The following is a 16,496-nucleotide window of genomic DNA, read 5'->3' as shown; positions in this document are numbered from 1 at the left end:
AGGGCGGCGGGGTGCGGCGGAAGCGCCGCGGGGGACAACACGACCGAGGAGAGCCCGAGTTGACCGAGAGCGTCGAACCCACCGCACACCCCGCCGCCACGGCCCCGGCGGACGCACCCGGCGGCTACCCCGCCGCCCGGCTGCGCCTCCTCCAGGACGACGGCGCCGCCGGCCCCGACCGCCGCGCCGCCCTCGCCCGCCTCACCGACGACTGGCTCGCCGCCCTGCTGGCCGAGGCGACCGCCCCGGCCGCTCCGGGCACCGCACTGGTCGCCGTCGGCGGCTACGGCCGCGGCGAACTGTCCCCCCGCAGCGACCTCGACCTCCTGCTGCTGCACGACGGCCGCGCCGCCCCCGGCGACCTCGCCGCCCTCGCCGACCGCCTCTGGTACCCCGTCTGGGACCTCGGCCTGGACCTCGACCACTCCGTCCGCACCCCCGCCGAGGCCCGCCGCGCCGCCCGCGACGACCTCAAGGTGCAACTGGGCCTGCTCGACGCCCGCCACGTCGCCGGCGACCCCGCACTGACCGCCGCGCTCCGCACCGCCGCCTACGCCGACTGGCGGGAATGCGCCCCCCGGCGGCTGCCCGAACTCCGCGAACTCTGCCGACAGCGCGCCGCCCGCCAGGGCGAACTCCAGTACCTCCTCGAACCGGACCTCAAGGAGGCCCACGGCGGCCTGCGGGACGCCACCGCACTGCGGGCCATCGCCGCCTCCTGGCTCGCCGACGCCCCCCGCGGTGGACTGGAGGCCGCCCGCACCCGCCTCCTGGACACCCGGGACGCCCTCCACCTCACCACCGGGCGCGCCACCGACCGGCTCTCCCTCCAGGAGCAGGACCAGGTCGCCGGCGCCCTCGGCCTGCTCGACGCGGACGCCCTGCTCCGCCGGACCTACGAATCCGCCCGCACCATCGCCTACGCCGCCGACGTCACCTGGCGCGAGGTCGGCCGGGTGCTGCGCGCCCGATCCGTCAAACCGGTGCTGCGCGGGCTGCTGCACGGCCGCACCGCCGACCGCGGCGAACGCTCACCGCTCGCCGACGGCGTCGTCGAACTCGACGGCGAGGCGGTGCTGGCCCGCACCGCCCGCCCCGAACGCGACCCCGTCCTGCTGCTGCGCGCCGCCGCGGCCGCCGCCCAGGCCGGACTGCCGCTGGCCACCCACGCCATCCGCCGCTGCGCCGCCACGCACGCCGCCGCACCGCTGCCGGTGCCCTGGCCGGCCGAGGCCCGTGAGCAGCTGGTCACCCTGCTCGGCGCCGGCGCGCACACCGTTCCCGTATGGGAGGCCCTGGAGGCCGAGGGCGTCATCACCCGCCTGCTGCCCGACTGGGAACGCGTCCGCTGCCGCCCCCAGCGCAACCCCGTGCACACCTGGACCGTCGACCGCCACCTGGTCGAGACCGCGGTCCGCGCCGCCGCACTGACCCGCCGCGTCCACCGGCCCGACCTGCTGCTGGTCGCCGCCCTGCTGCACGACATCGGCAAGGGCTGGCCCGGCGACCACGCGGTGGCCGGCGAGACCATCGCCCGCGACGTGGCCGCCCGGCTCGGCTTCGGCCCCGGCGACACCGAGGTGATCGCCGCCCTCGTCCGGCACCACCTGCTGCTCATCGAGACCGCCACCCGGCGCGACCTGGACGACCCGGAGACCGTCGGCGCGGTCGCCGAGGCCGTCGGCAGCCCCGGCACCCTGGAACTCCTGCACGCCCTCACCGAGGCCGACGCGCTCGCCACCGGGCCGGCCGCCTGGAGCTCCTGGCGCGCCGGCCTCGTCTCCGGCCTCGTCCAGCGCGTCGCCGACCGGCTCGCCGGGGAGCCCGCGCCGGACCCCCGCGGCACCGACGCCCCCACCACCGAACAGGAGCGCCTGGCCGTCGAGGCCGCGCGCACCGGCGGCCCCGTCCTGGCCCTGCACACCCGCCCGGAGACCGCACCGCCGGCCGCCGCCGAGGACGCGGCCCCGGCCGACGCCGCCCCGGAACCGGTAGGCGTGGAACTCCTCATCGCCGTCCCCGACCAGCCCGGCGTGCTGCCCGCCGCGGCCGGCGTGCTGGCCCTGCACCGCCTCACCGTCCGCGCCGCCGACCTGCGCACCCTGGACCCCATCGGCCAGGGCCCGGTGCTGCTGCTCAGCTGGCGGGTGGCCGCCGAGTACGGCTCGCTGCCCGAGGCCGGCCGGCTCCGCGCCGACCTGGTCCGCGCCCTGGACGGCTCCCTCGACGTCCCCGGCCGCCTCGCCGAACGCGAACGCGCCTACGCCCGCCGCTCCCGCGCCGCCCTGGCCCCGCCACCCCGCGTCACCATCGCCGCCGGCAGTTCCCGCACCGCCACCGTCATCGAGGTCCGGGCTCAGGACGCGCACGGACTGCTGCACCGGATCGGCCGGGCCCTGGACGCGGCGGGGGTCGCCGTGCGCAGCGCCCACATCAGCACGCTGGGCGCCAACGCCGTGGACGCCTTCTACGTCACGGGGCCGGACGGGACGCCGCTGCCCGACGCGGTGGCCCACAAGGTGGCCGAGACGATCGAGGCCGCGCTCCAGTGACACCGGGCGGGGTGCGCTCCGGGGCGCGCCCCGCCGGCGGCCGGAGCACGGGGCGGGCGCGGGCCAGAGCGGGTTCGCTTGCGGGGCCCGATACCCTAGAACCCGACTGGACCTAAGCCCCCGACCCCGAGGATCGACGACCGCCGTGTTCGATACGCTTTCCGACCGCTTGGCGAGTACTTTCAAAAACCTCCGGGGCAAGGGCCGCCTGAGCGAGGCGGACATCGACGCCACCGCGCGGGAGATCCGGATCGCCCTGCTGGAAGCCGACGTCGCGCTGCCGGTCGTCCGCGCCTTCATCAAGCAGGTCAAGGAGCGCGGTCTCGGCTCCGAGGTCAGCCAGGCGCTGAACCCGGCACAGCAGGTCATCAAGATCGTCAACGAGGAGCTCATCGGCATCCTCGGCGGCGAGACCCGGCGCCTCCGCTTCGCCAAGCAGCCGCCGACGGTGATCATGCTGGCCGGTCTGCAGGGTGCCGGTAAGACCACCCTCGCCGGCAAGCTCGGCCGCTGGCTCAAGAGCCAGGGGCACTCGCCGCTGCTGGTCGCCTGCGACCTCCAGCGCCCCAACGCCGTCAACCAGCTCCAGGTCGTCTCCGAGCGCGCCGGCGTCGGCTTCTACGGCCCCGAGCCGGGCAACGGCGTCGGCGACCCGATCCAGGTCGCCAAGGACTCGATCGAGTACGCCCGCACCAAGCAGTTCGACGTCGTGGTCGTCGACACCGCCGGCCGCCTCGGCATCGACGCCGAGATGATGCAGCAGGCCGCCGACATCCGCGACGCGGTCAGCCCCGACGAGGTCCTCTTCGTCGTCGACGCGATGATCGGTCAGGACGCGGTCAACACCGCCGAGGCGTTCCGCGACGGCGTCGGCTTCGACGGCGTGGTGCTCTCCAAGCTGGACGGCGACGCCCGCGGTGGTGCCGCGCTCTCCATCGCGCACGTCACCGGCAAGCAGATCATGTTCGCCTCCAACGGCGAGAAGCTGGACGACTTCGACGCGTTCCACCCGGACCGCATGGCGTCCCGCATCCTCGGCATGGGCGACATGCTCTCGCTCATCGAGAAGGCCGAGCAGACCTTCAGCCAGCAAGAAGCCGAGAAGATGGCGGCCAAGCTGGCGAAGGGCCCCAAGGAGTTCACCCTCGACGACTTCCTGGCCCAGATGGAGCAGGTCCGCAAGATGGGCTCCATCTCCAAGCTGCTCGGCATGCTGCCCGGCATGGCGCAGATGAAGGACCAGATCAACAACCTCGACGAGCGCGAGGTCGACCGCACGGCCGCCATCATCAAGTCGATGACCCCGGCCGAGCGCCAGGACCCGACGATCATCAACGGCTCGCGCCGGGCCCGCATCGCCCGCGGTTCCGGTGTCGACGTCAGCATGGTCAAGAACCTCGTCGAGCGGTTCTTCGACGCGCGCAAGATGATGTCGCGGATGGCCCAGGGCGGCGGCATGCCCGGCATGCCCGGCATCCCCGGCATGGGGGGCGGCGCCGCCCGGAAGAAGAAGCAGGTCAAGCAGGCCAAGGGCAAGCGCAAGAGCGGCAACCCGATGAAGCGCAAGGCCGACGAGGAGGCCGCGGCGGCGCGCCGCGACGCGGCCGCGACCGGCAACCCGCTCGGCCTGCCGCAGGCCGGCCAGGAACCGCAGGACTTCGAACTCCCCGAAGAGTTCAAGAAGTTCATGAACTGAGCGGCAATCCGCACCACCCGACGAGCCCCCGGCCACCCCTCCGTGGCCGGGGGCTCGTCCGTTGCGTTCCGGGACGGCACGCCCTAGCGGGTCCGCGCGATCAGATACCGGAAGACGTTCGCCATCCAGAGCGTCCCGTCCCCCCGCTGGTACGGATGGAGCGCCTCGACCAGCTCCTTCTCCACCTGCCGCGGCCCGGCCACCTCCAACGCCCCGTCGAACAGGCCCGTCGACAGCATCCCGCGCACCGCGCTCGCCATGTCCGCGTACCCGAACGGGCAGGCCACCCGCCCCGACCCGTCGGGCCGCAGTCCCGTCCGTTCCGCCAGCTCCTCCAGGTCGTCCCGGCCGGCCGGCCGCCAGCCCGCGCCGAAACCCGGCGCCGGGGCGGCGAGCCGCTGCGCCACCCGCAGCACGCCGGCCGCCGCACACCGCTCCACCGGGCCCCAGCCGCCCAGTACCACCGCGCTGCCCCGCTCGGCCAGCGCGCTCGCCGCGGTCAGCGCCGCGGCCAGCTCCTCGGCACCGCCGCCGCAGCCCACCGGGTGGAACGCCGTGATCACGGTGAACGCCGCATCCTTGGGCGCCGCGTCCGCCAGCCCGCCGCTGACCAGCCGGGTGATCTCCGGCATGCCGTCCGGCGTGAGCCGCTCGCGCGCCAGCTCCAACCGGCGCTCGTCCGCGTCCACGCCGCTGACCTGCGCCCCACGCGCCGCCGCGAGCAGCAGCGCCAGCCCGGACCCGCAGCCCAGCCCCAGCAGCCGGGTGCCGGGCCCGACGCCCAGCCGGTCGTACGCGGCCTCGTAGAGGGGCACCAGCATCCGCTCCTGGATCTCCGCCCAGTCACGGGCACGGGTGCCGGTCGGCGCGGCCGGGCCGTCGTCGTGCACGGGCCCGGTGTTCGGAAGCTGGTGCCGCACGAGCGTGGGAGACATCGATAGCGCCCCTATTCGCCGAGAACCCGAAGCTGATCAGTACCGTCCGCCCCCGTGTTTCCGAGCGTTGTGCGCCCCCGCGATCCAGACAACTGCGCATCCGACCGGGCGTCCAGAGGGTGCGCCGGGGTTTGGCTCCCGCGCGCCCCTGTGTGCGCCGCCCACCGCACTCCCGGAGCGCCGTTCCAGGGTGCCCCGGGGAGTGCCGTCCCGCCACGGCAGCGGCGCCGCCCGTCGCCCCGCCCGTCGCCCCGGCCGTCGCCTCCCGCGTGCCGCCGCCGGATCCCGCTGTCCTACGGTGGACGGGTGGGGTCGGTGTCCGCAGCACTTCGTACCGCCGGTAACATCGCCGCGTGTCCGGCGCCCTGACATGCGGCGGGCTTACGCCATGTGGTGTACGCGGGGGTACGCGCCCTACGTACCGGCTTGCCGTCCCAGGGGCGCCTTCTCCGCAGATCGGCGTACCGGGCACGGGCCATGCCCCATGCCCGGAAACTGACCGGTACGTGCAAATTATTTGGGATGCCCCGGAATCGGAACACTGGGAGACCCCGGCTCGTTGTCACGACGTGAGCACGACACCGCCTGTTCTCGCCGCCGAGCTGGCGCTCGCGTGGGCCGACATTCAACGGCACCACCCCGAGCTGCCGGACCTGGCCGCGCCCGAATCCCTGATCGGAGAGTCGTCGTCCGCCTGTGGCGCCGAGCTCTCCTTCGAACGGCTGCTCCATGAGGCAGTCCACGGCATCGCCGCCGCCCGCGGCATCCGCGACACCTCCCGGGCAGGCCGCTACCACAACCGCCGGTTCCTGGCGATCGCCGAGGAGCTGGGCCTGGACCACACCGACGAGCCGCATCCCAGCAGCGGCTTCTCGCTGGTCACGCTCAATCCCGAGGCGAGACGGCGCTACCGCCCCACCATCGAGCGGCTCACCAGAGCCCTCAAGGCCCACAGCGCCGCCACCGCCACCGACACCACCCGCAGCTTCCGCGGACCGGCCGCCCGGCACGGCTCCTCCGGGGGCGGTGTCCGCGTCAAGGCCGTCTGCGACTGCGGGCGCAATGTGCGGGTCGTCCCCTCCGTGCTGGCCCAGGCGCCGATCGTCTGCGGCGGCTGCGGCAAGCCCTTCCGGATCCCCGAGGTGGCCGCGGTCGGCTGACCCTCGGGCGTGTGGCACAATTGCCTGCTGTACTCGACAGTCGCACAGGACCCCTCTCTCCTCCGGCTGACGCGTCCATCGGGGCCCCGAGTACCGCAACCCCACGTGGCATCTCGTTGTGCCCCACCACGTCAAGACCAGGAGACACCACTCCAGTGGCAGTCAAGATCAAGCTGAAGCGTCTGGGCAAGATCCGCTCGCCTCACTACCGCATCGTCGTCGCCGACTCCCGCACCCGCCGGGACGGCCGCGCCATCGAGGAGATCGGCCTGTACCACCCGGTGCAGAACCCCTCCCGCATCGAGGTCGACGCCGAGCGCGTCGCCTACTGGCTGGGTGTCGGCGCGCAGCCGACCGAGCCCGTGCTGGCCATCCTCAAGGTCACCGGCGACTGGCAGAAGTTCAAGGGCCTGCCGGCCCCGGCGCCGATGAAGGTCGCCGAGCCGAAGGCCGACAAGCGCGCCCTCTTCGAGGCCGCTGCCAAGGCTTCCGGTGACGAGCCGAAGGGTGAGGCCATCACCCCGAAGGCGAAGAAGGCCGACAAGAAGGCGGACGAGGCCGCGGCCGAGTCCACCTCCGAGTCCACCGAGGACTGAGCGTGCTTGAGGAGGCCCTTGAGCACCTCGTCAAGGGCATCGTCGACAACCCCGACGACGTGCAGGTAGCCTCGCGCACCCTGCGCCGCGGGCGCGTGCTGGAGGTCCGGGTCCACCCCGACGACCTCGGCAAGGTGATCGGCCGCAACGGCCGGACCGCCCGCGCACTGCGGACCGTCGTCGGCGCCATCGGCGGCCGGGGCATCCGCGTCGACCTCGTCGACGTCGACCAAGTTCGCTGATCAAGTTGAACACCGGCTCGGGCCGGGGAGGGCCTTCGGGCCGTCCCCGGCCCGCGTCCGTATGCGATCGTGGGACTGCGGGGCGCCAGCCACCACCCCGGTTCCACGGCAGACACCGTCCACCGAGGAACCCCGACGTTCCGCAACCACATCCGCGAAAGCGGCGGCGGCTTGGCCGCGAAGAGGGAGAACAGTGCAGCTGGTAGTCGCCCGGATCGGCCGCGCCCACGGCATCAAGGGCGAGGTCACCGTAGAGGTGCGCACCGACGAACCGGAACTCCGGCTCGCCCCGGGCGCCGTCCTCGCCACCGCCCCGTCCGCCGTCGGGCCGCTGACCATCGCCACCGGCCGGGTCCACAGCGGCCGGCTGCTGCTGCGCTTCGAGGGCGTCGCGGACCGCACCGCCGCCGAGGCGCTGCGCAACACCCTGCTGATCGCCGAGGTCGACCCCGAGGAACTCCCCGAGGATCCCGAGGAGTTCTACGACCACCAGCTGATCGACCTCGATGTCGTCACCCGCGACGGCACCGCCGTCGGCCGGATCAGCGAGGTCTCCCACCTGCCCTACCAGGACCTGCTGATCGTGGCGCGCCCCGACGGCAGCGAGGTGATGATCCCGTTCGTCAGCGAGATCGTGCCCGAGATCGACCTGGAGGAGCAGCGCGCGGTCATCGACCCGCCGCCGGGACTCCTCGACGAGGCCCAGGCCGAGATCGCCTCCGCCCGCGAGGACAGCTGATGCGGCTCGACGTCGTCACGATCTTCCCGGAGTACCTCGAACCGCTGAACGTCTCGCTGGTCGGCAAGGCCCGTGCCCGTGGACAGCTCGACGTGCGCATCCACGACCTGCGGGAGTGCACCCACGACAAGCACCACACGGTCGACGACACCCCCTACGGCGGCGGCCCGGGCATGGTCATGAAGCCCGAGCCGTGGGGCGAGGCGCTGGACGGCATCCTGGCGTCCGGCGAGGGGGAACCCGTCCTCGTCGTCCCCACCCCCAGCGGTGTCCCGTTCACCCAGCAGCTCGCCGTCGAACTCTCCGCCAAGCCCTGGCTGGTGTTCACCCCGGCCCGCTACGAGGGCATCGACCGCCGCGTCATCGAGGAGTACGGCGACCGCCTGGACGTCCGCGAGGTGTCCATCGGCGACTACGTCCTGGCCGGCGGCGAGGCCCCGGTCCTGGTCATGGTCGAGGCGATCGCCCGGCTGCTGCCCGGCGTCCTCGGCAACGCCGCCTCCCACCAGGACGACTCCTTCGCCCCCGGGGCGATGGCCGACCTCCTGGAAGGCCCCGTCTACACCAAGCCCCCGGAGTGGCGCGACCGCACCATCCCCGAGGTGCTGCTCAGCGGCCACCACGGCAAGATCGCCCGCTGGCGCCGCGACGAGGCGTTCCGCCGCACCGACCGCAACCGCCCTGATCTGATCGAGCGCGCCGACCCCGCCGCCTTCGACAAGAAGGACCGGGAGATCCTCTCGATCCTGGGCTGGGCGCCGGGCGAGGACGGCCGATTTGGGCGGACGAGTCAGTCCATGGAAGAATGAGCCGCTGCTGTCTGCGCCCGGTGTGCGCCCCTGCCACAGGGGGAACGACGTCCGCCCGGCAGCTCGGCAGTACATCAACCTTTCCGAATGATTCCGCTGATGACCTGTGGCATCGGCGAAGAAAGCAGTAGGTCATGCACCTTCTCGACTCCGTCGACTCCGCCGCGCTGCGCAGCGACATCCCGGCCTTCCGCCCGGGTGACACCGTCAACGTCCACGTCCGCGTCATCGAGGGCAACCGCTCCCGTGTGCAGCAGTTCAAGGGCGTTGTCATCCGCCGCCAGGGCTCCGGCGTGCGCGAGACCTTCACGGTCCGCAAGGTCAGCTTCTCGGTCGGCGTGGAGCGCACCTTCCCCGTGCACACCCCGATCGTCGAGAAGATCGAGGTCGTCACCCGCGGTGACGTCCGCCGCGCCAAGCTGTACTACCTCCGCGAGCTGCGCGGCAAGGCCGCCAAGATCAAGGAGAAGCGCGAGCGCTGAGCCGCGCCGCACCGGGCGGCGGAAATCCGCCCCGGTGCACCGCGAGGCCACGCTCGCGACCGGCGTCCGGGCCCGGCCGGATAGGCTCTGGGCCCCATGGACACCGACGCACAGCTCACGGAGCGCGACCCCGCTTCCGATCCCGCTCAGGGGTCGGAGCGACGGTCGCGCTTCGCGCGTTTCCGGTCCCGGACGGCGCAGCCGCGGTACCGGCCGGTCACCCTCCTCGTGCTCTGCCTGGCCTTCCTGTTCCTGCTCAGCACCTTCGTCGCGCAGCCGTTCCTGATCCCCAGCACCTCCATGGAGAACACCCTGCGGGTCGGCGACCGGGTCCTGGTGAACAAGCTGGCGTACCGTTTCGGCGCCGGCCCGCAGCGCGGCGACGTCATCGTCTTCGACGGCACCGGATCTTTCGTTTACAGGGAGCAGGGGGAGAATCCCGTCACGGGACTGCTGCGCAAGGCAGGCGCGGCGCTGGGCCTGGCCCGGTCCGACGACACCGACTACGTCAAGCGCGTCATCGGCGTCGGTGGAGACCATGTGACCTGCTGTGACAAACGGGGGCGGATCGACGTGAACGGTGAGCCGGTGACCGAGGGGTATCTCCATCCCGGGGACGCGCCCTCCGCCGTCCCCTTCGACATCGTGGTGCCGGTGGGCCGGCTCTGGGTCATGGGCGACCACCGCTCCCGGTCCAGCGACTCCCGCGACCACCTCGGCCAGCCCGGCGGCGGCACCGTCCCGGTCGACAAGGTCATCGGCCGCGCCGACCTGATCACCTGGCCGGTCGGCCGCTGGAGCACCATCGACACCCCGGGGTCCCTGGCCCGTATACCGGCCCCGGCAGGCCCCCATGGGTAACCGCGGACGCCCCCGCCACGGGCGCGAGGACGCCACCGAGGGCGCGATGCACGGCGGCGCCGCAGAGGACGACCGCGGGTCCGGCACCCGTGCGGCGACCGGCGGGCGGGCCGAGCGACGCCGTCAGGCCCAGCGCATCAAGCGCCGCCGACGCCGCTCCTACCTCAAGGAGATCCCGATCCTGATCGGGGTGGCGCTGGCCATCGCGCTGGTCCTGAAGACGTTCCTGGTGCAGGCGTTCGTCATCCCGTCCGGCTCCATGGAGCAGACGATCAAGATCGGCGACCGGGTGCTGGTCGACAAGCTCACCCCGTGGTTCGGCGCCACGCCGCACCGCGGCGACGTCGTGGTCTTCAAGGACCCCGGCGGCTGGCTCAAGGGCGAGCAGAACCAGTCGGCTGGCAACCCCGGCCCGATCAACGACCTGTTGACCTTCATCGGGCTGCTCCCGTCGGCCAACGAACAGGACCTGATCAAGCGTGCGGTCGCGGTCGGTGGCGACACCGTCCGCTGCTGCGACACCAAGGGTCGGGTGACGGTCAACGGCACCCCGCTCACCGAGCCCTACGTGCACCCGGGAAACCCGCCCTCCCAGCTGAAGTTCACGGTGACCGTCCCCACCGGACGGATCTTCGTCATGGGCGATCACCGCTCCAACTCGGCGGACTCGCGATACCACCTGGACGAGCCGTACCACGGCACGGTCTCGGTGGACAACGTCGTGGGCCGGGCCGTGGTCATCGCCTGGCCGTTCAGCCACTGGCGGTTCCTCGAAGAGCCCGACACCTTCGCCACCGTCCACGACGCGCCGGGCGCGAAGGCGGCGGCAGCGGACACAGCGCATAGGGTGTCCTCCGAGAGTTTGACCGTACTCCCGACCCCTGCGGAACTCCCGCTCGTTATGGGAGTGGTGGGCCTGCACCGGTTGACGGGCAGGCGAGAGCGCGGAGTGAGGAGCAGATGTGGGGGACTTGGCGGTCGGCGCGCGGTCCGGAACCGAAGAGCCCGAAGAGCCGGCAGGTCGCGGTGAGTCCGCGCGGCAGGCGACGAGTTCCGTACATCAGCCACAGGCGCAGTCAGGCGGGTCCGCGTCGGGCCTGCCGCGCACAGATCCATCGAAGCAGTCGGACGCAGCGGCCGACGAGGAGGCGACCGGCAGCGTGACCAAAGGCAAGAAGCCGCGTGCCTTCTGGAAGGAGCTGCCGATCCTCATCGGCATCGCGCTGCTCCTCGCCCTGCTCATCAAGACGTTCCTGGTGCAGGCGTTCTCCATCCCGTCCGACTCCATGCAGGACACCCTCCAGCGCGGCGACCGGGTGCTGGTCGACAAGCTGACGCCGTGGTTCGGCTCCAAGCCGCAGCGCGGCGAGGTCGTCGTCTTCCACGACCCGGGCGGCTGGCTCAACGAGACGCCCACCCCGCAGCCCAACCCCGTCCAGAAGGTCCTCAGCTTCATCGGCCTGATGCCCTCGGCCGAGGAGAAGGACCTGATCAAGCGGGTCATCGCGGTCGGCGGGGACACCGTCGAGTGCCAGGGCGTCGGCCCCGTCAAGGTCAACGGCAAGGCCCTCAAGGAAGACTCCTACGTCTACCCCGGCGCCACCCCGTGCGGCGACCGTCCCTTCGGCCCGATCCACGTCCCCAAGGGCCGGATCTGGGTGATGGGCGACCACCGCGACGACTCCCTCGACTCCCGCTACCACCAGAACCTCCCGGGCAACGGCACGGTCTCCGAGGACGAGGTCGTCGGTCGCGCCTTCACCATCGCCTGGCCCATCAACCGCTGGGCAACCCTTCCGGTACCGGACACCTTCGACCAACCCGGGATCAACAAGGCAATGGGTGCGGCTCCCGCGGCCCTGGGCCTGGTCGGCGCCGTTCCGCTCGTGATCTGGCGTCGCCGGAGGCTGACCGCAGCGCGTAACCCCAGGTAAGGTGCCGTCCCGGATCTTCGACGCGGGCGTGTCCCGCGGGGCGGGAGCGCTGGGATGAGCAGCAGTACGGAACGTACGACGGACGGCCACGGCCGGACCACGGGCAGTGTGCTGTCCGGTCTGGCCGTGGCCGTCGGCTGTGTGCTGTTCCTGGGCGGCTTCGTCTGGGGGGCGCTGATCTACCGCCCGTACACGGTGCCGACGGACTCCATGACGCCCACCATCGCCGCCGGCGCCCGGGTCCTCGCCGAGAAGGTGAACGGCTCCGAGATACGCCGCGGCGACATCGTCGTCTTCAAGGACGCCTCCTGGGGCGACCTGCCGATGGTCAAGCGGGTCGTCGGCGTCGGCGGCGACACGGTCGCCTGCTGCAGCAAGAAGGGCCTGCTGACGGTCAACGGAACCCCCGTCGTGGAGCCGTACCTGCAGAGTGACGGCCCCGCCTCACCCACCGTCTTCAAGGCCACCGTCCCCACCGGCCAGCTCTTCCTCCTCGGCGACCACCGCAACGTCTCCCTCGACTCCCGCGTCCACCTCACCGACGGTGACCACGGCTCCGTGCCGCGCAGCGCCGTGGACGCCCGGGTCGACGCCCGCGCCTGGCCCCTCGGCAGCGTCGGCATGCTCCAGCGTCCCCAGAGCTTCGCCGCGCTCCCCGGGGGCACCTCCCAGCCGGGACCGCTCCGCCCCATCGTCCTGGCGGTCGTCGCCGGTGCCGTGCTCATCCTTGGTGGTGCGGCACACGGGCCGATCGCACGGCGGAAGGGACGCGGACGTGGATGAGCGGGAGCGGGAGCAGGACCGGGGGCGGGCGCCGGAACGGGACGGGGCGGCCGGAGGAGCCGCTGGAGAGTCCGGCCTGACCGGCGAGGTGGCGGGGGGCTGTCGGACCGTTGAGGCCGAGGAGGCCATCGGGTCCGCTGAGCCGCCTGCCGGCGCCGCGGGCGCGAGGGCCGCTGAGGTCGGCGGGGCCGATCAGGCCACCGCGCGCCAGGTTTCCCGCGTGGTGCTGCTCGACTCCCAGGACCGCATCCTGCTGCTCCACGGCTTCGAACCGGACCGTCCGACCGAGACCTGGTGGTTCACCCCCGGCGGCGGCCTGGAGGGCACGGAGACCCGTGCGCAGGCGGCCCTCCGCGAACTCGCCGAGGAGACCGGCATCACCGAGGCCACCCTCGGACCCCTCCTGTGGAAGCGTCGCTGCGCCTTCCCCTTCGACGGGCGACGCTGGGAACAGGACGAGTGGTACTACCTGGCGCGGACCGACCGCACCGCCACCGACACCGCCGGCCACACGGACCTGGAACGACGCAGCGTGTCCGGACTGAAGTGGTGGACCTCGGAGGAACTGTCGGCGTCGCATGAGACGGTGTATCCGACCAGACTCGCCGAGCTGCTGCGCACACTGCTCGACGAAGGGCCCCCGAGTGCGCCGGTGCTCCTGGAGACCGAGAGGGTCTGACGCACAATAGGGGGACGCACGGCTGAAGGGGATCTGCCATGAGCGCCGAGGACCTCGAAAAGTACGAGACCGAGATGGAGCTGAAGCTCTACCGGGAGTACCGCGACGTCGTCGGGCTGTTCAAATACGTGATCGAGACCGAGCGTCGCTTCTACCTCACCAACGACTACGAGATGCAGGTGCACTCGGTCCAGGGTGAAGTGTTCTTCGAGGTCTCGATGGCCGACGCCTGGGTCTGGGACATGTACCGACCGGCCCGGTTCGTCAAGCAGGTGCGGGTACTCACGTTCAAGGACGTGAACATCGAAGAGCTGAACAAGAGCGATCTGGATCTTCCGGGGAGCTGAGCCACCGGTAGCGCGGAGCAGCCTCCGACGCGGGCCCGCCGGTTCGGCCGGCCCGGCGCCGGCCGCTGTGTGCTGCCCGGCCACCGCCGCGCGTCGCCCTGACGGGTGACGGAGTTATCCACAACCATGCGGTTATCCACCAAGATCCAATAGATCCGGGTGGCGGCGTCACAGTCGGTGCCGGAGGTGGTACCGCATGAACGCCACACAGACCGGCCACCAGGCCGTGGATCCCGCACGCACCGCACAGCGCACACAGCGCACACCGGGAAATGGGGAGAGGCCCTCGACGGCGACCGGGAAGCAGTCCCCGACGCCACGCACGACGGACACGGCGCATACCGCGTCCGCACCGCAGACCGCACGCCCGGCACAGGCCACGCGGCCGGCCCCACCGACCACGTCCCGCGGCGCCCTCGGCCGCTACGGCGAGGACCTGGCCGTCCGGCGGCTCACCGAAGCCGGCATGCGGATCCTCGCCCGCAACTGGCGCTGCCGCCACGGAGAGATCGACATCGTCGCCGTCGATGGTGACGCCCTGGTCATCTGCGAGGTCAAGACCCGCCGCGCCGGCTGGTACGAACACCCCATGGCGGCCGTCCGCCCCGAGAAAGCCACCCGGCTGCGCCTACTGGCCGAACGCTGGCTGGAACGGCACGGCGGCCCACCACCCGGCGGCGTACGCATCGACGTCATCGGCATCCTGCTGCCCGCCCGCGGCGCCCCCGTGGTCGAACACGTACGAGGGGTGGCGTGATGGGATTCGCCCGCACCTGCTCCGTCGCCCTCGTGGGCGTCGAAGGAGTCGTCGTCGAGGTCCAGGCCGACCTGGAGCCCGGCGTGGCCGCCTTCACCCTCGTCGGACTGCCCGACAAGAGCCTGGTCGAATCCCGGGATCGAGTCCGCGCAGCCGTCGTCAATTCCGGCGCCGAATGGCCGCAGAAGAAGCTCACCGTCGGCCTCAGCCCCGCATCCGTCCCCAAGAGCGGCAGCGGCTTCGACCTCGCCGTGGCCTGCGCGGTCCTCGGCGCCGCCGAACGCCTCGACCCCCGCGAGCTCACCGACCTGATGATGATCGGCGAACTCGGCCTCGACGGCCGCGTCCGCCCCGTCCGCGGCGTGCTGCCCGCCGTCCTCGCCGCCGCCGACGCCGGATACCGCCAGGTCGTCGTGCCCGAACAGACCGTCGCCGAAGCCTCACTCGTCCCCGGCGTCTCCGTCCTCGGCATCCGCAGCCTGCGGCAACTCATCGCCGTCCTCGCCGACGAACCGGTCCCCGACGAGGAAAACCCCCTCGACGAAGGCCGCCCCGACCCGCTCCTGGCCGGCCTCGTCATGCCCGGCACCGGCGTCACCGCGGGACTGCCGCACGGCGACCACCTCCCCGACCTCTCCGACGTTGCGGGCCAGCACGACGCCCGGCGCGCCCTGGAGGTGGCCGCCGCCGGACGCCACCACATCTTTCTGAAAGGCCCACCGGGCGCAGGCAAAACCATGCTCGCCGAACGCCTCCCCGGACTGCTGCCGCCCCTGACCCCTAAGGAATCCCTGGAGGTCACCGCCGTCCACTCGGTCGCCGGCACCCTCCCGCCGGGCCAGCCACTGGTCCACCGCCCGCCCTACTGCGCCCCGCACCACTCCGCGACCATGGCCTCCCTCGTCGGCGGCGGGACCGGCCTGCCCCGCCCAGGGGCCGTCTCGCTCGCCCACCACGGCGTGCTGTTCCTCGACGAGGCCGCCGAATGCAGCCCACGCGTCCTGGACGCACTCCGCCAACCGCTCGAATCCGGCCACATCGTCGTGGCCCGCGCCGGCGGCATGATGCGGATGCCCGCACGCTTCCTGCTCGCCCTCGCGGCCAATCCCTGTCCGTGCGGACGTCACGGCACCACCGCCGGCGGCTGCGAGTGCCGCCCCTCCTCGATCCGCCGCTACCGCGCCCGACTCTCCGGACCGCTGATGGACCGGGTCGATCTACGGATCTCCGTGGAACCGGTCGCCCGCTCCGAACTCATCGCACTCGGCCGCGCTGCCGAATCCACCGCCTCCGTCGCCGAACGCATTCGCGCCGCCCGCGAACGCGCCACGGCCCGCTTCGCCGGCACGCCCTGGCAGACCAACAGCGAAGTACCGGGCCACGAACTGCGCACCCGCTGGCCGGTCCACCCCGGCGCCCTCACCCAAGCCGAACGCGACCTGGAATGCGGCCTCCTGACCGCCCGTGGCCTCGACCGCGTTCTGCGCGTCGCCTGGACCGCCGCCGACCTCGCCGGCCGCGGCCGCCCGACGAAAGAGGACGTCAACTGGGCGCTGGAACTCCGCACGGGGGTACGACGCGGCGCGGTGACGACGGGAAAGCCGACGACGGGAAGGACGGCGGGGGGAACAGCAGTGGGGACACGAGCGCACGGCGGCGCAAGGGCCGGAGCCGGAGGGGGCCCGGGGGCGGCGACACGGCCCAGCGACCGGGCGAGAGCCGCCGCACGGACGGAAGCAAGGACCGCACCGGCTCATACCGCCGAGGCGGGAGAGGAACCGGGCACCGGGAGCAGAGGCGCGGCAACGGGCCAGGCCGGCGCAGGAACGTCACCGGTGACAGCACCGGGGGAGAGGCTGCGAAAGACGCCGGACTCCCGCCCGCGGATCGCCCTCGCCCCCGCCCCGGACGACCGAGGTGAACG

15 protein-coding genes and 2 pseudogenes are annotated in these 16,496 nt (G+C 72.6%); 16 read left to right on the top strand and 1 reads right to left on the bottom strand.

What is annotated here, in order from left to right; translation table 11 throughout:
* Positions 1–59 precede the first annotated feature (59 nt).
* Both SNOUR_RS12945 and ffh read left to right on the top strand, forming a co-directional pair.
* The gene (locus tag SNOUR_RS12945; protein ID WP_067346627.1) at positions 60–2,552 is read left to right on the top strand and encodes a [protein-PII] uridylyltransferase; all 2,493 of its coding nucleotides are present in this window, start codon (positions 60–62) and stop codon (positions 2,550–2,552) included.
* Between the two features lie 145 nt (positions 2,553–2,697).
* Positions 2,698–4,248: a signal recognition particle protein gene (ffh, locus tag SNOUR_RS12940; protein WP_067346625.1), complete on the top strand. Its 1,551-nt coding sequence runs from the start codon at positions 2,698–2,700 to the stop codon at positions 4,246–4,248.
* Between the two features lie 83 nt (positions 4,249–4,331).
* Here ffh and SNOUR_RS12935 read toward each other — a convergent pair whose 3' ends face one another.
* Positions 4,332–5,183, bottom strand: coding sequence for a methyltransferase domain-containing protein (locus tag SNOUR_RS12935; protein ID WP_067346623.1), 852 nt, complete (start codon positions 5,181–5,183; stop codon positions 4,332–4,334).
* A gap of 569 nt (positions 5,184–5,752) precedes the next feature.
* Between SNOUR_RS12935 and SNOUR_RS12930 the strand changes: the two genes are divergently transcribed.
* The 14 genes and pseudogenes from SNOUR_RS12930 to SNOUR_RS12865 all read left to right on the top strand — a co-directional run.
* Positions 5,753–6,343, top strand: coding sequence for a hypothetical protein (locus SNOUR_RS12930; RefSeq protein WP_039632402.1), 591 nt, complete (start codon positions 5,753–5,755; stop codon positions 6,341–6,343).
* 155 nt (positions 6,344–6,498) lie between these two features.
* Positions 6,499–6,939 carry a 30S ribosomal protein S16 gene (gene rpsP, locus SNOUR_RS12925; RefSeq protein ID WP_039632400.1) on the top strand — a complete coding sequence of 147 codons (441 nt, stop codon included), beginning with the start codon at positions 6,499–6,501 and terminating at the stop codon, positions 6,937–6,939.
* A gap of 2 nt (positions 6,940–6,941) precedes the next feature.
* Positions 6,942–7,181: an RNA-binding protein gene (locus SNOUR_RS12920; protein ID WP_003980229.1), complete on the top strand. Its 240-nt coding sequence runs from the start codon at positions 6,942–6,944 to the stop codon at positions 7,179–7,181.
* 193 nt (positions 7,182–7,374) lie between these two features.
* Positions 7,375–7,920, top strand: a complete 546-nt coding sequence (rimM, locus tag SNOUR_RS12915; protein WP_039632397.1) for a ribosome maturation factor RimM — start codon at positions 7,375–7,377, stop codon at positions 7,918–7,920.
* Positions 7,920–8,729 carry a tRNA (guanosine(37)-N1)-methyltransferase TrmD gene (gene trmD, locus SNOUR_RS12910; RefSeq protein WP_067346621.1) on the top strand — a complete coding sequence of 270 codons (810 nt, stop codon included), beginning with the start codon at positions 7,920–7,922 and terminating at the stop codon, positions 8,727–8,729. Before rimM ends, trmD begins: the two co-directional genes overlap by 1 nt.
* A gap of 134 nt (positions 8,730–8,863) precedes the next feature.
* Positions 8,864–9,211 (top strand): 50S ribosomal protein L19, encoded by a 348-nt coding sequence (gene rplS, locus SNOUR_RS12905; protein WP_039632393.1) that lies wholly within the window; start codon positions 8,864–8,866, stop codon positions 9,209–9,211.
* Positions 9,212–9,307: 96 nt separating this feature from the next.
* Positions 9,308–10,072 (top strand): signal peptidase I, encoded by a 765-nt coding sequence (gene lepB / locus SNOUR_RS12900; RefSeq protein ID WP_067346619.1) that lies wholly within the window; start codon positions 9,308–9,310, stop codon positions 10,070–10,072.
* Entirely contained in the window at positions 10,065–11,102 is a 1,038-nt protein-coding gene (gene lepB / locus SNOUR_RS12895; protein ID WP_067346617.1) for a signal peptidase I, read from the top strand. Before lepB (SNOUR_RS12900) ends, lepB (SNOUR_RS12895) begins: the two co-directional genes overlap by 8 nt.
* 130 nt (positions 11,103–11,232) lie before the next feature.
* On the top strand, positions 11,233–12,006 hold the full coding sequence (gene lepB / locus SNOUR_RS12890) for a signal peptidase I (RefSeq protein WP_067346616.1): 774 nt from the start codon (positions 11,233–11,235) through the stop codon (positions 12,004–12,006).
* 54 nt (positions 12,007–12,060) lie between these two features.
* The gene (lepB, locus tag SNOUR_RS12885; protein WP_067346614.1) at positions 12,061–12,789 is read left to right on the top strand and encodes a signal peptidase I; all 729 of its coding nucleotides are present in this window, start codon (positions 12,061–12,063) and stop codon (positions 12,787–12,789) included.
* A 127-nt stretch (positions 12,790–12,916) separates the two neighbouring features.
* A complete protein-coding gene (locus SNOUR_RS12880) occupies positions 12,917–13,468 on the top strand; it encodes an NUDIX hydrolase (RefSeq protein WP_067358235.1) in 552 nt (183 codons plus the stop codon).
* A 38-nt stretch (positions 13,469–13,506) separates the two neighbouring features.
* Positions 13,507–13,815, top strand: a complete 309-nt coding sequence (locus SNOUR_RS12875) for a DUF2469 domain-containing protein (RefSeq protein WP_003980220.1) — start codon at positions 13,507–13,509, stop codon at positions 13,813–13,815.
* Positions 13,816–14,218: 403 nt separating this feature from the next.
* Positions 14,219–14,572, top strand: a pseudogene (locus tag SNOUR_RS12870) (YraN family protein); the annotation flags it as partial.
* Positions 14,572–16,165 (top strand): annotated as a pseudogene (locus SNOUR_RS12865) (YifB family Mg chelatase-like AAA ATPase); the annotation flags it as partial. The pseudogenes SNOUR_RS12870 and SNOUR_RS12865, both read left to right, overlap by 1 nt.
* Positions 16,166–16,496 lie beyond the last annotated feature (331 nt).

Source organism: Streptomyces noursei ATCC 11455, from assembly GCF_001704275.1.
In the GTDB taxonomy this organism is placed as follows: Bacteria; Actinomycetota; Actinomycetes; order Streptomycetales; family Streptomycetaceae; genus Streptomyces; species Streptomyces noursei.
Note: the sequence above shows the minus strand (reverse complement) of the source record. Positions and strands in the feature narration are given on the sequence as shown.